The 18,077-nt window shown below is 68.2% G+C and carries 16 protein-coding genes; 2 read left to right on the top strand and 14 right to left on the bottom strand.

What is annotated here, in order from left to right; genetic code table 11:
* The first annotated feature begins 53 nt into the window (after window positions 1-53).
* Window positions 54-938, top strand: a complete 885-nt coding sequence (gene galU / locus HWX07_RS33035) for a UTP--glucose-1-phosphate uridylyltransferase GalU (RefSeq protein WP_006476218.1) — start codon at window positions 54-56, stop codon at window positions 936-938.
* Window positions 939-990: 52 nt separating this feature from the next.
* On the opposite strand, the gene HWX07_RS33040 is transcribed toward galU, so the two are convergent.
* The 7 genes from HWX07_RS33040 to HWX07_RS33070 all read right to left on the bottom strand — a co-directional run bounded on the left by HWX07_RS33040 (window position 991) and on the right by HWX07_RS33070 (window position 8,327).
* Window positions 991-1,605: a DUF4136 domain-containing protein gene (locus HWX07_RS33040; protein ID WP_006476219.1), complete on the bottom strand. Its 615-nt coding sequence runs from the start codon at window positions 1,603-1,605 to the stop codon at window positions 991-993.
* 37 nt (window positions 1,606-1,642) lie between these two features.
* Window positions 1,643-4,030, bottom strand: a complete 2,388-nt coding sequence (locus tag HWX07_RS33045; RefSeq protein ID WP_012328350.1) for a CHASE2 domain-containing protein — start codon at window positions 4,028-4,030, stop codon at window positions 1,643-1,645.
* A 10-nt stretch (window positions 4,031-4,040) separates the two neighbouring features.
* Window positions 4,041-5,402 carry a FecR domain-containing protein gene (locus HWX07_RS33050; protein ID WP_175879181.1) on the bottom strand — a complete coding sequence of 454 codons (1,362 nt, stop codon included), beginning with the start codon at window positions 5,400-5,402 and terminating at the stop codon, window positions 4,041-4,043.
* A complete protein-coding gene (locus HWX07_RS33055) occupies window positions 5,399-6,103 on the bottom strand; it encodes a response regulator transcription factor (protein WP_006490421.1) in 705 nt (234 codons plus the stop codon). The genes HWX07_RS33050 and HWX07_RS33055 overlap by 4 nt, the downstream gene beginning before the upstream one ends.
* 266 nt (window positions 6,104-6,369) lie before the next feature.
* Window positions 6,370-6,804: a hypothetical protein gene (locus HWX07_RS33060; RefSeq protein ID WP_012328348.1), complete on the bottom strand. Its 435-nt coding sequence runs from the start codon at window positions 6,802-6,804 to the stop codon at window positions 6,370-6,372.
* Window positions 6,805-7,046: 242 nt separating this feature from the next.
* On the bottom strand, window positions 7,047-7,274 hold the full coding sequence (locus tag HWX07_RS33065; RefSeq protein ID WP_006402122.1) for a sulfurtransferase TusA family protein: 228 nt from the start codon (window positions 7,272-7,274) through the stop codon (window positions 7,047-7,049).
* A gap of 117 nt (window positions 7,275-7,391) precedes the next feature.
* On the bottom strand, window positions 7,392-8,327 hold the full coding sequence (locus HWX07_RS33070; RefSeq protein WP_011545214.1) for a LysR family transcriptional regulator: 936 nt from the start codon (window positions 8,325-8,327) through the stop codon (window positions 7,392-7,394).
* Window positions 8,328-8,436: 109 nt separating this feature from the next.
* Between HWX07_RS33070 and HWX07_RS33075 the strand changes: the two genes are divergently transcribed.
* Window positions 8,437-9,957: a CoA-acylating methylmalonate-semialdehyde dehydrogenase gene (locus HWX07_RS33075; protein ID WP_012328347.1), complete on the top strand. Its 1,521-nt coding sequence runs from the start codon at window positions 8,437-8,439 to the stop codon at window positions 9,955-9,957.
* 57 nt (window positions 9,958-10,014) lie between these two features.
* Here the strand turns inward: HWX07_RS33075 and HWX07_RS33080 are convergent, their stop codons facing one another.
* The 7 genes from HWX07_RS33080 to HWX07_RS33110 all read right to left on the bottom strand — a co-directional run bounded on the left by HWX07_RS33080 (window position 10,015) and on the right by HWX07_RS33110 (window position 18,009).
* Window positions 10,015-10,899, bottom strand: coding sequence for a MurR/RpiR family transcriptional regulator (locus HWX07_RS33080; protein WP_053523975.1), 885 nt, complete (start codon window positions 10,897-10,899; stop codon window positions 10,015-10,017).
* A 282-nt stretch (window positions 10,900-11,181) separates the two neighbouring features.
* Window positions 11,182-12,354 (bottom strand): Gfo/Idh/MocA family oxidoreductase, encoded by a 1,173-nt coding sequence (locus tag HWX07_RS33085; protein ID WP_124701206.1) that lies wholly within the window; start codon window positions 12,352-12,354, stop codon window positions 11,182-11,184.
* Window positions 12,355-12,386: 32 nt separating this feature from the next.
* Window positions 12,387-13,313 (bottom strand): TIM barrel protein, encoded by a 927-nt coding sequence (locus HWX07_RS33090; protein WP_006476226.1) that lies wholly within the window; start codon window positions 13,311-13,313, stop codon window positions 12,387-12,389.
* Window positions 13,314-13,342: 29 nt separating this feature from the next.
* On the bottom strand, window positions 13,343-14,356 hold the full coding sequence (locus HWX07_RS33095) for a Gfo/Idh/MocA family oxidoreductase (protein WP_175879182.1): 1,014 nt from the start codon (window positions 14,354-14,356) through the stop codon (window positions 13,343-13,345).
* 70 nt (window positions 14,357-14,426) lie between these two features.
* Window positions 14,427-15,338, bottom strand: coding sequence for a sugar phosphate isomerase/epimerase (locus tag HWX07_RS33100; protein WP_175879183.1), 912 nt, complete (start codon window positions 15,336-15,338; stop codon window positions 14,427-14,429).
* A gap of 43 nt (window positions 15,339-15,381) precedes the next feature.
* Window positions 15,382-16,407 carry an ABC transporter permease gene (locus HWX07_RS33105; RefSeq protein WP_175879241.1) on the bottom strand — a complete coding sequence of 342 codons (1,026 nt, stop codon included), beginning with the start codon at window positions 16,405-16,407 and terminating at the stop codon, window positions 15,382-15,384.
* 27 nt (window positions 16,408-16,434) lie between these two features.
* Window positions 16,435-18,009, bottom strand: coding sequence for a sugar ABC transporter ATP-binding protein (locus HWX07_RS33110; RefSeq protein ID WP_175879184.1), 1,575 nt, complete (start codon window positions 18,007-18,009; stop codon window positions 16,435-16,437).
* Window positions 18,010-18,077 lie beyond the last annotated feature (68 nt).

The following is an 18,077-nucleotide window of genomic DNA, read 5'->3' on the forward strand; positions in this document are numbered from 1 at the left end:
GAACGTGAACATAGACCGTCTGACAAGTCGATTACAGGAATAAAGGTTCGATCATGTTGAAAGTCACCAAGGCGGTATTCCCCGTTGCCGGTCTCGGCACGCGGTTCCTCCCGGCAACGAAGGCGAGCCCGAAGGAAATGCTGCCGGTCGTCGACAAGCCACTGATCCAGTACGCGGTCGAGGAAGCGATCGCGGCCGGCATTACCGAGATGATCTTCGTCACCGGGCGCAGCAAGCGCGCGATCGAGGACCACTTCGACAAGTCGTACGAGGTCGAGGCCGAACTCGAGGCGCGCGGCAAGGAAAAGCTGCTCGAACTCGTGCGCAGCATCAAGCCGAGCCATGTCGACTGCTTCTACGTGCGCCAGCCGGAAGCGCTCGGCCTCGGCCACGCGGTGCTGTGCGCGGAAAAGCTCGTCGCCGACAACCCGTTCGCGGTGATCCTCGCGGACGACCTGCTCGACGGCAACCCGCCGGTGATGAAGCAGATGGTCGACGTGTTCGACCACTATCACAGCTCGGTGATCGGCGTCGAAGAGATCCCGCCGTCGGAGACGAAGTCGTACGGGATCGTCGACGGCAAGGAATGGGAAGAGTCGATCGTCAAGATGTCGGCGATCGTCGAGAAGCCGGCGCCGGAAGTCGCGCCGTCGAACCTCGGCGTGGTCGGCCGCTACGTCCTGAAGCCGCGGATCTTCGATCACCTGCGCGCGCTGAAGCCGGGCGCGGGCGGCGAACTGCAGCTCACCGATGCGATCCAGGCACTGCTCGCCGACGAACAGGTGCTGGCCTACAAGTACCAGGGCACGCGCTACGACTGCGGCAGCAAGCTCGGCTACCTGAAGGCGACGGTCGAATTCGCGCTGCGCCACCCGGAAGTCGGTGCGGAATTCGAAACGTACCTGCGCACCCGCGACGGCGCCCAACCGACCGTCTGAACGCGGCAAGGGCGCGCTCCAGCGCGCCCGCCCTCACCTCGCGGCCGCCGCTTCAGCGCGCGTCGGCCGGCTTCACCGAGACGACGCCCGGCATGCCGCCCGCGTCGTCTTTTTTCGTCTTGACGAGCCAGCCGCTGCCGTCGCCGAACGGCACCTTCGCCAGCGCGCTCTTCACGAGCGCCGGCGCGGCCTGCTGCGTACCGGGATCGCGATCGCGCAGCGACGCCGACACGCGATAGACGTCGGCGCCCGATTTCGCATCGACGAAGCGCAAGGTCAGCACGTGACGGTACACGCGGCCCATGAACGGCAGCGCGAACGGCGCGGGCCCGTCGACCGTCACGCATGCGCTGCTCGCCGCACCGCACCGCTCGGCGGTCGCCGCGACCGCCGCCGGCTGCGTCGCGTACGCGATCGACAACCGGTAACGCGCGCCCTTGAGCGGCTGCGCATCGAAGCCGCGGCGCGCGAGCTCGTCGCGCACGAGCGTCTCGATCTGCCGGTATTCGGCGTCGTCCGCCTGCGCGGCCGTCCGTGCGAAGTCGTAGCCGTGCGCACCGGATGCAAATGCATTCGGCTGCCCCACCGCGCTCACGCCGCTCGTCACGCCGGCGCAACCCGTCAACAGCGACGCCGCCAGCGCGGTCGCTGCCCATTGCTTTCTCATGACTTTCCCCAAATGCCTGCCGTCGCGCCCGGCCCTGTCAGGCGGACGGCTCGTCGATCGCGGGCAGCGACACCGTCACCGCGGTGCCAACACCCACTTCGCTGTCGACCGACACGCTGCCCCCATGGCGCGTGACGACCGTCTTCACGAACGCCATGCCGAGCCCGGAACCCGAGATTTCGGGCCGCTCGCCGGCATGGAATCGCTTGAAACGCTCGAACAGATGCCGCTGATCTTCCGGGGCAATGCCGTACCCCTGATCGCGAATCGTACAGAACATCCGCTTCGATGCGTGCTCGACCGTCAGCGTACACGTGATCACCGTGTTGGACGGACTGTATTTGACCGCATTGTTCAGCAGGTTCACGAAGGCACGCGTGATCAGCGAACGGTCCGCGCGCACCCAGCACATGTCGGTGCCCACGCCGGTCTCCACGCGAATGTGCTTCGCCTGCGCCTGCGGCCACACCTCGTCGCTCGCGTCGATCAGCACGTCGACGAGGCTCGTCACCTCGAGCTGGTACGCCTGCGACTCGGCGCGCGCCAGTTGCACGAACTCGTCGGCGAGCGACAGCGCGCGGTGCGCATAGCGCTCGATTCGCGCGAGCAGCCCGCGCATCGCGTCGCTTTCGACGCGGTCGCGCTCGATCTCGACCAGCGCGAGGATCGACGACTGCGGCGAACGCATGTCGTGCGACAGCAGGTGCAGCGCTTCCTCGCGCTGCCGCTCGGCCGCGTGCAGCTCGGTCACGTCGACGAGGCCGGCAATCCAGCCGGTCACGCGCCCTTGCGCGTTGGTACACGCCGCGTAGCGTAGCAGATGGTCGAGCCCGTCGCGATCGCGCACTTCGATGCCGCGCGCCATCGCGTCGTGCTCTGCCTCGAGCGTCGGGTCGAGCACGGCCGGCCAGTGCTCGCGGATCGCCGCGTCGTGCTCGGCGTTGCCGTCGACGGTCTTCATGAAGGTCAGCTCGCCGAGCGCGGTGCGCAGCGGGCGCCCTTCCGGCAGCGGCAACGCGAGCCGCGACCCGTAGCGTTTCGCTGCATGGTTCGCGATCAGCACGGTGCCGGCGAGGTCGGTCACGAAGATCGGCTCGGGCATGCTGTCGAGGCTGTCCCACACGAAGCGCTTCATGTCCTGCACACGCTGCGCGGCCTGCGCCATCAGCGCCATCTGCCGCTCCAGCACGTCGCCGCCGACGCTGCGCGTGCGCGGCGCCTCGGGCAACAGGTGCGGCTCGTCCGCGAGCTTCTGCAGCTCGCGGCGCAGGTACGACATCGTCATTTCGAGCCGCCGCCAGTTCCAGATCGGGTAGACGGCGATCAGCCCGAAGATCGCCGGCGCCGGCGTCAGCCAGATGCGCGCCTCGAACAGCAGCGCCAGGCTCGCGACGACGGCGAGCGCGGCCAGGCTCAGCGTCAGCAGCAACGCGCGCCACGGCGACAGCATCAGGAAGCCGCCCAGCAACACGGCGAGCGGCAGCAGCGATGCGACGAACAACCCCGCGCGCGACGCGGGCGAAATCGCACTGCCGGTCGCCAGCATGTCGAGCACGTTGGCATGGATATACACGCCGGCGAGCGGGCCGAACTCGCCGGACACCGGCGTCGCGAAGCGATCGTACAGCCCGGACGCCGTCACGCCGACGACGACGATCTTGCCGCGCAGCGCGTCGGGCTTCACGCGCCCTTCGAGCACGTCGTCGAACGACAGCGTCGGATACGCGGGCGTATTGCGGCTGAACGGAATCAGGTAGCGGCCGTCGCCCGCCGCATCACGCGACAGGTCGTGCGCGTCCGCGCCGGGCACGCCGCCGACCGGGTGCAGCCGGCCGGCCTGGATCGCGCGATAGACGGGCACCATCAGTTGCGGCCAGCGCACGCGGCCGTCGCTTTCGAACAGCGCGACGCTGCGCACGATGCCGTCGCGATCGACTTCGAGATTGATATGGCCCAGCCCCGTCGCGCGCGCGGCCAGCGCGGCGACCGGCGGATCGACGGAGCGCGTGCCGTCCGCCTGCTCGGGGCTCAACAGCACCGGCAGGAAGGTCGGCACGCGGCTCATCGCGTCCGCGAACGCGCGATCCTCCGGCGACGGTTCGGTAAACAGCACGTCGTAGACGACCGCGGCCGGCTGCGCGCGCGCGAGCGTGTCGAGCAGCCGCGCATGCACGTCGCGCGGCCACGGCCAGCGGCCGAGCGCGGATACGCTCTGGTTGTCGATGTCGACGACGACCACGTCGGGCGACAGCGGCAGGCTGCGCAGCATCAGCAGCCGGTCGTAGATCAGCCCGTCGACACTGGACGACAGGCGGCCGAGCGCGCACGCGAGAATCACCGCGATCCCGAGGCAGCCGATCGCGATCCATTCGATCAGGAAGCGGCGGCCGAGGTGCCGCCGCGGGGAAACGGAGTCGGGTTTCATGCGCCGCGGATCAGCGCGACAACGTGAACGCGCTGACCGGACTGGTCTTCTCGTAGAACTTGCCGCCTTCGAATTCCTCGACGGTCACGGCCCAGAAATAGTCGCCCGGCGGCAGATGCGCGACGGTGATCTGGCGTGCGTGCAGGCCGACCTGGTCGACGACCGGCGCGCTCAGGTCCTTCGAGCGCGACAGCACGAACCGGTAACGCGCATTCTTGCCCGAGCCGTTCGGCGACCAGCGGAACTCGTAACCGCCCGCGCCCTGCGACGCGCTCGCGTCGAGCCCCATCACGCGGCGTTCGAACGCATAGGTGCGCGGCAGCCCCTCGAGGCCGTTCTCATCGATCGCGGCGATCCGCACGAAGTAGTTGCCGTTCGGCACGTCGCGGAACACCGCGCGCGGCGAATCGGTGCGCGTTTCGCGGAACAGGTCGAGCAGCCCCGCATCGTGCGCGAGCTGCACGCGATACGCATGCGCCTGCGCGAGCGGCGTGACGTCGAATGCGACGTCGGGCTCGTCCTGCACCTTGTCGGGATGCGCGAGCGCGGGGGCGCCCAGCAGCTGGACGGGCGCGCCGACCGCGCCGGACGACGTCGCGACGCTGCCGAAGTTCGCATGCACGAGCGTCGCGTCGGCCGGCTGCCGGCCGCCCGCGACGCCGACGGTGCCATCGAGCACTTCGACACGCGTCGTCGCCGTGCCGGCCGCGTCGTAGTTCACGCGAAAGCGCGTGCCGCGCACGCCGGCCACGACCGACGGCGAGCGGATCTGGAAGCGGTCGTCGCGTTTCTTCAGGTGGGTGACTTCGCTGTCGACCGAGCCGCGCGTGAGTTCGAACTCGCGATCGAGCGTGCCGGTCAGCACCGTGCGGCGCAGCGACTTCAGGTCGAGCTGGCTGTCGGGCGGCAGGCTCATGTGCGTGCCGTCGGCCAGCTCGATCGTCACGAAGCCGTTCGGGCCGGTACGCACGCGATCGCCTTCGGCGAGCGTCGCATCGTTCGCGAGCGGCGCGAAAGCCGCGCCGGACGCACGCTCGGCCGTGCCCTGCACCGCGATCACGCGCGCGGTGAGCTTTTCCTTGCGCAGGCGCGCGACCGGCAGCTTCAGCGCGATGCCGGGCTGCAGGTGCTTCGGCGCCGGCACGCCGTTGATCTGCTGGAGCAGTTGCCAGTCGTCCGCGCCCTGCAGGTAGCGCGCGGCGACGTCGTACAGCGTGTCGCCGGCCTGCGTGCGATAGACGACCGTCTTGCCCGCGGCGGCGGGCGGCTGCGCCGCGGCCTGCTGCGCGGCGAACGCCAACGCGACCGCGCAGGCCGCGCGCAGCGCCGCCGTGCGCAGGTTCGCCGTGCGCTGCGTGATTCGCGTCGTCACTCCGGTTCCCCCTGGCCGACCCGTTCGAGCCGGTAGCCGTACCCGTAGATCGGCGCGAGACGGTAGCCGTTCTCGGGCCGCAGGCCGAGCTTGGTGCGCAGCATCGAAATGTGCGTATCCATCGTGCGCGACGGAATGTCGGTCGCCTGCTTCCACACGAGGTCGAGAATGTGCGCGCGCGACAGCGGCCGGTCCAGATGCTGGAACAGCAGCAGCGCGAGCTCGAATTCCTTTTGCGTGAGGCTCACGGCCTTGTCGCCGACGTACGCCTGCTTCAGGTTCACGTCGAAACGGAACTGATCGAATTCGCGGACGGTCGCCTCGGCGTTGACCGGATACGCGCGGCGCAGCAGCGAACCGATGCGCGCGCGCAGGATCGGGCCCGACACCGGCTTGACCACGTAATCGTCGGCGCCGGCGTTGAGGATCTGCGTGATCCCCGCCTCGTCGTCGCGGCTCGTCATGAAGATGATCGGCAGGCTGTGCTCGGTCTGGTTGGCGCGCACCCACTTGAGCACTTCCTCGCCGGACATGTCGGGCACGTTCCAGTCGAGCACCAGCAGATCGAACGTCTCGCGCTGCAGGCGCTTCTTCAGGGCCTTGCCTTCCTTGAACGCATAGCACGTATGGCCAACGGCCGTCAGCGTTTGACTGACGAAATCCGTCTGGGCCGGATCGTCATCCAGTACAGCAATTCTCATAGCACCCCGCAAATCGAAGTCGGTTCGTCCATTCGGCTCCCGCGCCTGCTCCGGCCGCGCAACCTGCGCGCGGCGGCGGATACCGGCCGGCAAGCCGTCGTTCGCCGCTCGCGCCACCTGCGCAAACCGGCGAGCCCGGCTAAATATCTCAAAAACGGGGCACGGACGAACCGGCGATTTCATCATAGTAGTATGAAATTCGCCAAGAAATTGCGCGGACTATCGCCCTTTCTTCGAATAATCCTTTCTGTTGCGCAACCGGACGCCTAATCGGCGCCCGCGATGCCGGCCACCGGCTCGGCAAAATCGTCGATCGGCATGCGTGGCGACGGCGGCTCCGACAGCGGCGGTTGCGCCAGCATCCGCTGCAGCTGGTCGCGCACGCGCTCCCACGCATTGGCCGCGTAGTCGGGCTGGCCCGCCGCCCATGCCTGCGCCAGATCGAACACGCGTTCGATCGTCGCACCGCAGTAGGTCGGGCCCGAGCCGTCGTCCCGCGCGGCGTCGCGCAGCCGTTCGTCGAGCCATTCGGCCAGCCACGGCATTTCGGCCGCGGCCGAATCCGCGTACGCCTCCAGCGCGGCACGCGCGTGGCGGTCCTGCTGCGGATCGAGCTCGATCCGGCTCAATTCCGAGGTGCGCACGGGCGCGATGCTTTCCGCTCCGGACGGACTTCGAAGGGTCCCTGGTCTGAAGGACATGTCCTCTCCCCGTTGTACGACGGTAGCGTCAGGCATGGCCCCCGAGCCCGCCGTGCGACGTACCGTGGCCGGCGCTTCCGCTGGAGGCGGACGACCGGCCGGGTCAGTATACGCAGCCGGTCACGCAATGAGGTTTAAGAATTGTCAGAGAGGAACGCCCGGTTAGGGGCGCCCGGCCAGGCGCGAGTGCCGAGGCGCGGCCGGCCGGGGGCCCGGCACCGCGGGACGTGCGATGCGTACCTTCAGCGGCGACGCATCAGGAACACGAAGGTCTTGTCCTGCGTCGTCGATTCGACGATCTCGTTGCCCGTCTGCTTCGCGAACGCGGCGAAATCGCGCTGCGAGCCCGGATCGGTCGCGAGCACCTTGAGGATCTGCCCGCTTTCCATATCGGCAAGCGCTTTCTTGGCACGCAGGATCGGCAACGGGCAATTGAGCCCGCGCGCGTCCACTTCCTTGTGAATCTGCATCGGCTGTCGACCTTCGAATGACGCGCCACACACGGCGCGGGAGGAAGCCGCGATTTTACCGCAGCGCCGCCGCGCCTGCCCGGGCCGCCCATGTCCCGGCCGCCGCCGGCATCCCGCTCACGCGCCGGAGAAGCCACCCGCGAGCCGTTCGCGCAAGTGGCGCACCAGCGCGCGCACCGCGCTCGGCACGACCGGGCTGTACGGACGGATCGCGAAAATGTGGTCGCCGAACGCGCCCGACGGGCGCCAGCCGTCGAGCAGCGCGACGAGCCGGCCGGCATCGAGATCGCGCCGCGCGCTGAAATCGGGCAGCAGCGCGATGCCGAGGCCGCCGAGCGCGGCCTCGCGCATCGCCTCGCTGTTGTTCGCCGCGAAACTGCCGCGCACCGGCACGCTCACGCGCTGGCGCCGGCGGCCGTCCGGCTCGAAGCTCCATGCGGCCGGCTCGTTGTCGCGCAGGTAGCACAGGCAGCTGTGATCGACGAGTTCGCTCGGGTGGCGCGGCGCGCCGCGCGCGTCGAGATAGTCGCGGCTCGCGACCAGCAGCGAACGCGTGTCGCACAGCTTCCACGCGACGTGGGTCTGCGGCGCGGTGGTCGTGTGACGGATCGCGAGGTCGAAGCCCTCCTGCGTCAGCGAATGCAGCCGGTCCGACAGGTCGAGCTCGATCTGCACGCCCGGATGCTGGCGCAGGAAATCGGGCAGGTGCGGCACGACCTGCTGGCGCCCGAGCGCGACCGGCACCGTGACGCGCAGCAGCCCGCGCGGCTCGCCGGCAAGATCCTTCACCCGCGCGAAATGCTGGCCGATCGACTCGAACGCGTCGCGCGTGCTGTCGACGAGCGTCTGGCCCGCATCGGTGAGCCGCACGCTGCGCGTGGTGCGGCGCACGAGCGGCACGCCGGCCGCCTTTTCGAGATCGGCGATGCGCTGGCTCATCGCGGCCTTGCTGATGCCGAGCCGCTGCGCGGCTGCCGTGAAACTGCCCGCGGCGGCCAGCACCGTCAGCGAATGGATATGCGGCCAGAGCGCCTGGACATTTTGCTGATTCATCCATTGATTATTCAGAATTCTGAACAGTGAATCAAGTTTCGCGGCCTTCTCCCGCTCTGCCGGTTTCCCTAGACTAGGCGCTGTTGCCCCTCATCCCCAGGAGACACGCATGACCACGGTTCCCGCCTATACGTCCGACGCCGACGTCGGCCACTACATCGACGGCGCGCCCGTCGCCGGCCGCAGCGGCCGCTTCCAGGACGTCTTCAATCCGGCGCTCGGTCGCGCAGTGCGCCGCGTCGCGCTCGCCGGCAACGACGAAGTCGAACGGGCCGTCGCGTCGGCCCACGCGGCGTTCCCGGCCTGGGCCGACACGCCGCCGATCCGCCGCGCGCGCGTGCTGCACCGCTTCCTGCAGCTGATGAACGAGCACCGCGACACGCTGGCGGCGATCATCACGGCCGAGCACGGCAAGGTGTTCTCCGACGCGCAGGGCGAAGTCGCGCGCGGCATCGACATCATCGAATTCGCGTGCGGCGTGCCGCAACTGCTGAAGGGCGACTTCACCGACCAGGTCAGCACCGGCATCGACAACTGGACGATGCGCCAGCCGCTCGGTGTCGTCGCCGGCATCACGCCGTTCAACTTCCCGTGCATGGTGCCGTGCTGGATGTTCCCGGTCGCGCTTGCGACGGGCAACACGTTCGTGCTGAAGCCGAGCGAGCGCGACCCGTCGGCCGCGCTGTTCATCGCCGACCTGCTCACGCAGGCCGGCCTGCCCGCCGGCGTATTCAACGTCGTGCAGGGCGACAAGGGTGCGGTCGACGCCCTTCTCGATCACCCGGACGTGCAGGCCGTCAGCTTCGTCGGCTCGACGCCGATCGCCGCCTACGTGCAGCAGCGCGCGGTTCAGTCGGGCAAGCGCGTGCAGGCGCTCGGCGGCGCGAAGAACCACCTCGTCGTGATGCCCGACGCGAACATCGACCAGGCAGTCGACGCGCTGATCGGCGCCGCGTACGGCTCGGCCGGCGAGCGCTGCATGGCGATCAGCATCGCGGTGCTGGTGGGCGACGTGGCCGACAGGATCGTGCCGGCCGTGGCCGAACGCGCGCGCAAGCTGGTGATCGGCGACGGGATGTCGCCGGAAGTCGAGATGGGGCCGATCGTCACCGGCGAAGCGCTCAAGCGCATCGAAGGCTATATCGAGCAAGGCGTGAACGAAGGCGCGCAACTGGTGGTCGACGGCCGCGGGCTGCGCGTGCCGGGCCGCGAGGCCGGCTTCTTCACCGGCGGCACGCTGTTCGATCACGTGCGCCCCGACATGCGGATCTACAAGGAAGAGATCTTCGGGCCGGTGCTCGGCTGCGTGCGCGTGAAGGATTTCGGCGAGGCGGTCGACCTGATCAACGCGCACGAGTTCGGCAACGGCGTGTCGTGCTTCACCAGCGACGGCGGCATCGCGCGCGAATTCGCGCGGCGCATCCAGGTCGGCATGGTCGGCATCAACGTGCCGATTCCGGTGCCGATGGCGTGGCACGGCTTCGGCGGCTGGAAGAAGAGCCTGTTCGGCGACATGCACGCGTACGGCGAGGAAGGCGTGCGCTTCTACACGCGTCAGAAGTCGGTGATGCAGCGCTGGTCGTCGAGCATCGGCAAGGGCGCCGAATTCGCGATGCCGACCGCGAAGTAAGCCGGCCGGTGCGCCACCCGCCGATCCGTTCGGCGGGTGGCGCACCGGCAGCGGGGATCAACCGGCCTTCGTGCCGTGCGCGCCGTCGGCGGTCGGCAGGTACGACAGTTCGAGCCGGTACGCGAGCGCGACGAACAGGCTCTGCGCAAGACCCATCGTGGCCGTCAGCGCGCGAAAGCCGAACGTCGCGCTGTCCTGCACCATCAGCGTCACTTCCGCCTCCCGCGCGAGCGGGCTCATCCGGCTGTCGGTGATCGCGATCAGCCGCGCGCCGCGCTGCGCGGCCTGCTGCGCGACCTGCACGGTCTCGTCCGCATACGGCATGAACGAGATCGCGATCATCACGTCGCCCTTGCGCACCGAGCGGATCTGGCCGAGATGCATGCTGCCGAGCGCGCTGAACAGCCCGATGCGCTTGTCGGTGTGCTGCAGCGCATAGTCGAGATACACGGCGATCGGAAAGGCGCGCCGCGACCCGGCGATCCAGATCGTCTGCGTATCGGCGAGCAGGTCGACGGCCTGCGCCAGTGCGTGCGAGTCGAGCGTCTGCCGCAACTGCTGCATCCCGGCAATGCTGCCCTTGATGAATTCGTCGGCGATCTGTTCAGGCTGCAGGCTCGACGAGCCGGCTTCGATCACGTCGCGCAGCCGCAGGTTGTACGCGCGCCCCGGCGCGATCTGCTGCGCGAGCCCCTCGCGGAACAGCCGCTGCATCTCGGAGAAGCCGGAGAAGCCGAAATGCTTCGCGAAGCGCACGACGGCCGACGGCTGGACGCCGCAGGCTTCCGCGAGCGACTGGATACCTTCCAGCCCAAGCTGGTCCCGATGGGTTTCCACGTGGCGTGCGATCACCTTCAGGCGATTGCTGAGGCCGTCGTACTCCTGCGTCAGGTGCTGCAGGAACGCCTCGACGGTGGCGGGAGGTTTCTCGGATGAACTCATCGGATAGCGCGAAGTTGACGGCCCCGATGTGCGCGCGTGGCTGGCCGGCGCGGCCCGGGGCTCGACTGGATACATGCATGAAGGGCGAATTTAATCACGTTTGCGGCACGACCCGCGCCGCCTGCTCGCTCCCACGCGCTCGATCATCACTTGCACACGCTCCACGGCAAGACTGGAAACGATTGTCCAACGCGCTCGCGGCGTCGTAAAGATCAGGGTGTGTACCGAGGCCGGCTGCCGCGACAAACCGCGACGGAGCGCGACACAGCCGGCGTGCCCGATTCACCGATAGTCGACCCACACGCTGCCCGCGTCGGCCGAACGCACGCAATTCTCGACCCAGCGCACGCCCTCGACGCCCGCGTGGACATCCGGAATACGGATGGCCTTCACCGCCGCGGCGTCGCCGCGATCGGCCGCGTCCATCGCGAGCGCGAAGCGCGCGTACAGGTTCGACCATGCCTCGAACAGCCCTTCCGGATGCCCGGCGCCGATGCGGTCCTCGCGCAATGCATGCGGATGCAGGTACGGCATCCCGCGATCGAGCACCTGCGCGGGCTGCCCCTGGATTTCGTAGCGCAACTGGTTCGGGTGTTCATCCCACCATTCGACGCTCGCCTTCGAGCCGATCACGCGCACCTTCTGCCCGTGCATCGAACCGGCGTTCACCGCGCTCGACCACACGTAGCCGATCGCGCCGGTGTCGTACTCCATGATCGTGAACGCATTGTCCTCGAGCGGCGCGCGGCTCTTGACGAAGCTCTGCCGCGAACACATCAGCCGCCGGATCTTCAGTTCCGGCGCCATCACCTCGGAGATGTACAGCGGATGCGTGCCGATGTCGCCGAGCACGTAGCTCGGGCCGGCGAACTTCGGATCGACGCGCCAGCGCGCGGCCGCGCTCGCGGCCTCGACGCCTTCACTGTGGAAGCCGTGTGCGAACTGCATCTGCACGATGCGGATCTCGCCGAGGTCGCCGCGCGCGATCATCTCGCGCGCCTGCTCGATCATCTGGTGTCCGGAATATCCGTACGCGACGCCGACGATCCGGTTTTTCTCGACCGACAGGCGCTGCAGCGCCTCGGCCTCCTCGGTCGTGAAGCACAGCGGCTTCTCGCAGACCACGTGCAGCCCGGCGTTCAGCGCGGCGCGGCAGATCTCGAAGTGCGTGTTGTTCGGCGTCGCGATCGACACCGCGCGGATGCCGTCCGGGCGACGCGCCTCGGCGTCGAACATCGTCGCGTAGTCGGGATAGCAGCGCTCGGCCGCGACGCCGAGCTTCACGCCGAACTGGCGGCCGCGCTCGGGATCGATGTCGAATGCGCCGGCAACCAGCTGGAAGCTGCCGTCGCGCAGCGCGGCCGACCGGTGGCTATAGCCGATCTGGCTGCCGAGCCCGCCGCCGACCATGCCCCAGCGAATCGAATGGCCAAGCAGAATCTGTCCGTCAATCATGATGGTGGTGTTCCTGGTGCGTGTTCAGGGGATCATGCAAAACCGGCCGACGCGAGAAACGCGCGGCTCGCGGCGACGTCGCGCAGGCTCGTGCCGGCGTTGCGCGGGTCGCGCTCCTGCTCGATCGTGATGTAGCCGGCGTAGCCGATGTCGACGAGCGCCTGGCGGATCGCCGGGTAGTCGAGCACGCCGGTGCCGATCGGGCACATCACGCCGCGCGCGCACGCCGCGAAGAACGCGATGTGCTCGCCCATCACCGCGTCGTACACGGCTGCGTCGATATCCTTGAAATGCACGTAGTCGAGCCGTGCCGCATGGCGGCGCAACCACGTTTCCGGGTCCATGCCCGAGTAATGCAGGTGGCCGGTGTCGAGACACAGGCCCGCCGTGTCGGCCGGAATGTCGGCGACGATCCGGTCGATCTCGTCCGCGAACTCGATGTAGCCGCCCGCATGCGGATGGATCACCGCGCGCACGCCGAACTCGTCGCGCGCGATCGTCGCGATCTGCCGGATATGGTCGACCATCCGCGCCCAGCGCGCGTCGGACAGCCGCGGCGCGCGATCGCCGTGGCCGGCCGCGTAATCGCGTTCCTCGTGGCCCCAGTCGATCACGACCAGGTACGGCGCCGCGTAGCGCTGGCCGTCCTGGGTCGGCAGCTTCGGCAGCCGCGTGATCAGCGCGCAGATGTCGCGCGTCTGGCGCAGCAGGTTCGGCAGGTTCTCCGGCGACACGAGATCGTCGAAGATCGTGCCGGCCGTGATGCTCAGGCGCTGGCGTTCGAGCTCGGCGCTCACCACATCGAGTTCGAGCGGGATGTAGCCGTACGGCCCGAGCTCGATGCCCGAGTAGCCGGCCTGGGCGGCCTCGGCAAGCACGTGCCGCCACGGCGGCAGGTGCGGGTTCTTCACGTCGTCGACGCCCCAGCAGCACGGGGCGCAACCTATCTTCATCGTCATGTCGGTCTCTCCGGCAGGTAAGCGACCGGTCAGCCGCGATAAAACGCGGGACGCTCGGCCATCGCGATCGGCTCGACCGCGCCGCTCTTCTGGGCCCGCACGCACGCGTCGGCCGCGACCGCCGCCGCGTAGCCGTCCCACGCGGACGGCCCCGTCAGCGCGCCCTGCCGCACGCCGTCGATGAACGCCTGCAGCTCGACGTCGTAAGACGCGATGAAGCGCTCCTTCCAGTCGGTCATGATCTCGACCGATTGCCGCGCCGCATGCTTGAGTCCGACGGCCGGCGGATCGGGCAGCTTCGCGATGCCCTGCTCGCCGACGACCTCGCACTGGATGTCGTAGCCGTACTGGCAGTTCACGAAGATCTCCACGTCGATGCGCACGCCGCTCGCGGTCTCCAGCAGCACGATCTGCGGATCGGCGAGATGCGCGGAGGCATGGTGCGTCTTCTTCGGATAGACGACCTGCGCGCTCGCATAGTCCTCGCCGAGCAGCCAGCGCAGCACGTCGAGTTCGTGGATCAGCGTGTCGGTGATCGCCATGTCGGTCGTGTAGCGCTCGCCGACCGACTGGTTGCGGTGCGCGCAATGCAGCATCAGCGGCGCGCCGATCTGGCCGCTGTCGATCACGCGCTTGAGCGCGCGATAGCCTTCGTCGTACGGCCGCATGAAGCCGACCTGCACGAGCCGCTTGCCGTGCGCGACTTCGGCTTCGACGATCCGCATGCAGCCGTCGGCCGTGACGGCCAGCGGCTTCTCGCAGAACACCGGCTTGCCGTGCGCGATCGCGTCGAGCACGAACGCTTCGTGCGTCGGCCCCCACGACGTGACGAGCACGGCCTGCACGTCGGCGGCCGCGACCACTTCGTGGCCGTCGGCGTAGATCTCGGCGTCGAGCCCGTACTTCGTCACCGCGTCGCGCGCCTGCTGCGGATCGATGTCGTTGACGGCCACGACGCGCGCGCCGGACAGCGTGCGCGTCAGCCTGCGAATGTGGTCCTGGCCGATCGCGCCGCAGCCGATCACGCCGATTTGCAAGGTCATGCAGTTCTCTCCAGTCGTTCGTTCATCAGCGGCGCGGCCCGTGCCGCGCCGGTCAGCAATCGGTCATCAGTCAGCGCGCGGTGCGATCGAAATGACGATCGACGTAGCGCTGGATCGCGTCGCGCATGTAGCGCGACGAGGCTTCCGCGCGGTCTTCCCACGCGAACACGCACGACGACATCACGCCATCGAAGCCGACGGCGCCGAGTGCGCGGAAAAACACGTCCCAGTCGATCTCGCCCTGCCCGATGTCGAGATGCTGGTGCACGCGAATCTGGTTCGAGCCGGGCGGGTTCACGATGTAGCGCAACTGGCTGCTCTTGCGGTGGTCGAACGTGTCGGCTACGCGCACGTGCGCAAGGATCGGCGCGGCCTGCGCGATCATCGCTGCCATGTCGTCGCCGTAGTAGAACGTGTGCGGCGCGATATACGATAGCCTCAGCGACGGCGAACCGAGATTCGTGACGATGTCGATCGCCGGCTGCAGCTGCTCGATCCAGTCCTCCGGATGCGGCTCGACCGACAGCACGATGCGTTCTCGCTCGAGGATCGGCAGCAGCTCGTCCATCGAGCGAAACCACGCGGCCTCGCACAGCTCCTTCGGGTTCGCGCCTGGCCGCTCGCCGACCGAGCGCTCGGGCGACGCGCCGCGCCCGAACTCCGACACCATCAGCGGGCACTCCATCTCGACTGCCACCTCGATCGCCTTCTTCCAGCAGCGCACCGCCCATTGCCGCTCGTCGTCGAACGGGCTCGCCCAGCGGTACATCGGCTGCAGCGACGCGAGGCCCACGCCGCTCGCGCGCAGCGCCTGGCGGAATGCGGCCATGCGCTCGCGCGTCGCGCGCGGCATCACCCACCAGTCGAGAAAGTCACTGCGCGGCGACAGCTCGATCTGGTCGTAGCCGAGCTCCGCCACCGCGTGCGGCAGCCGGTCGAGCGGCAGGTGGCGAATCATGTAGGGGTCCAGCGCGATCTTCATCGGGTGTCCTTTGCGAAGTCTGATTTCGGGATCACGCGTGCGCTCAGCGACGCGACTTCTTGTTGCGGTACTGGTCGGCGATCACGGCCGCGACGATGATCGCGCCCTTCACCATCTCCTGGTAGTACGCGTCGATGCGGATGAACGTGAAGCCCGACGTCATCACGCCGAGGATCAACACGCCGATCACGGTGCCCGTCACGCGGCCGAGGCCGCCCGACAGCGACGTGCCGCCGATCACGACGGCCGCGATCGCATCGAGCTCGTACATCACGCCCATGCCCGACTGGCCGGAGATCGCGCGCGCGGCCGTCACGGTGCCGGCGATCCCGCTCAGGAGGCCCGCGATCGCGTAGACGAAGATCAGGTGCCGCGCGACGTTGATGCCCGACACGACGGCCGCATGGCGGTTCGCGCCGATCGCATACGTGTACTTGCCGAAGCGCGTGTAGCGCAGCACGACGTGGAAGATCGCGGCCACCACCAGGAAGATGATCACCGGATTCGCCCCCGCGCCGATCGCCGCGAACGGGTCGGTCAGCATCGACACCGGCATCCCGTTGGTGAACCACTTCGCGAAGCCGCGCGCGGCGACCATCGTGCCGAGCGTCGCGATGAACGGCGGGATGCCCGTCAGCGCGATCAGCGTGCCGTTCAGGAGGCCCACCAGCAGCCCGACGCATACGCCGGCCAGCACCGGCCAGATGACCGGCAGGTCGGTGAGGTGCGGAAACACCGCGCGCGGGAAGTCGGACACCTGCGCGAGGCTCGCCGACACGACGGCGGCCGCCGCGACGACCGAACCCGACGACAGGTCGATCCCGCTGGTGATGATCACGAGGTTCACGCCGACCGCGATGATGCCGATCACGGCCATCTGCAGCACGATGATCTCGAGCCGCTCGGCATTGAACAGGAAGCTCTGGCCGACGACGATCCAGCCGACGACCTCGAAGAACAGGCTGATGCCGACCAGCACCAAGAAGATGCTCAGTTCGGGCGGCCACTTCGCATGCCGCGACTTGAGTGTCATGGTCTGCGCATCCGCGACCGGGTTCAGGTTGCCCATTTCAGTTGTCTCCAATCTTGTTTCGGCTCAGCGCGACGCGAGATCCATGATGCGGACCTGGTCGGCGTCCTTGCGATCGACGATGCCGGTCATGCGCCCTTCGTGCATCACCATCACGCGATCACTCATCCCCAGCACTTCCGGCATTTCCGACGAGATCATCAGCACCGCGACGCCCTTGCCGGCGAGCGCGCTGACGAGCCGGTGGATCTCGGCCTTCGCGCCGACGTCGATGCCGCGCGTCGGTTCGTCGAGGATCAGGATGCGCGGCTGCGTGAGCAGCCACCGGCCGATCAGCACCTTCTGCTGGTTGCCGCCCGACAGGTTCTGGATTTCCTCGTGCAGCCCGGGCGACTTCACGCGCAGCATCCGGCTCATTTCCTCGCAGTCGCGCTTCAGTTGCGCCTGCTGCACGAAATTGAACTTCACGTAGCGGTGGCTCAACACCGCCGCTTCCATATTCGCGAGCAGGTCGAGATTCAGGAAGCAGCCGGAATCCTTGCGATCCTCGGTGAGGAACGCCATCCCGTGCTTCATCGCCTGCGCGGGCGTCGAAATACGCACCGGCTTGCCGTCGATGCGGATCTCGCCCGAGGTGGCCGGCACGACGCCGAACAGCGCCTCCGCGACGTTCGAGCGCCCCGAGCCGACGAGGCCCGCGACGCCGAGGATTTCACCCGCGCGCAGCTCGAAGCTCACGTCGCGGAACACGCCGTCGACGCAGAGATCCTTCACCGACAGCACGACGTCGCCGATCGGCACGTCTTCCTTCGGGAACATCTGCGTGATCTCGCGCCCGACCATCATGCGGATGATGTCGTCGCGCGTGACGTCGCTCGATGCATGCGTGCCGATGTACTTGCCGTCGCGGAACACCGAGAACTCGTCGGCGATCTCGAACAGCTCGTTCATCTTGTGGGTGATGTAGACGATGCCCTTGCCCTGCTCGCGCAACTGGCGAATGATGCGGAACAGGTGCGTGACTTCCTTGTCGGTCAGCGCGGAGGTCGGCTCGTCCATGATCAGCACGTCCGAGTCGAACGACACGGCCTTCGCGATCTCGACCATCTGGCGGCTCGCGACCGTCAGCGTGCGCACGTCGGTCTCCGGATCGATGTCGATCGACAGCCGCTCGAACAGCGCGGCCGTGCGGCGGCGCAGCTCGGCGTGATCGATCAGGCCGAAGCCGTTCTTCGGTTCGCGGCGGATCCAGATGTTCTCCGCGACCGTCATGTACGGCATCAGGTTGAGTTCCTGATGGATCATCGCGATGCCGCGGTCGAGCGCGTCGAGCGGGCCGTTCAGCACGACCGGCTCGCCGTTGATCAGGATTTCGCCCTGGTCGGGCGTGTAGACGCCCGCGATGATCTTCATCAGCGTGGACTTGCCCGCGCCGTTCTCGCCCATCAGCGCATGCACGGTGCCGCGGCGCACGCGGAACTGCACGCCGTCGAGCGCGACGACGCCGGGAAAGGACTTGCCGACGCCGCGCACCTCGAGCACGCAGTCGGCCATCGGCGCACCGGACGAACCCGGCGCGGCGGACGACGCGGCCGGTGCGCTTTCGCTGGCCATCGAGCGCGCGATCCTGGCTGTAAACATGGACGTTCCTCGAAAATCGCGCGCGAACCCGGCCGCGCCGGGCCCGCGCAGTTCAGCGGAAAAACCGG

It is taken from the genome of Burkholderia sp. BCC0097, from assembly GCF_902832985.1.
In the GTDB taxonomy this organism is placed as follows: domain Bacteria; phylum Pseudomonadota; class Gammaproteobacteria; order Burkholderiales; family Burkholderiaceae; genus Burkholderia; species Burkholderia orbicola.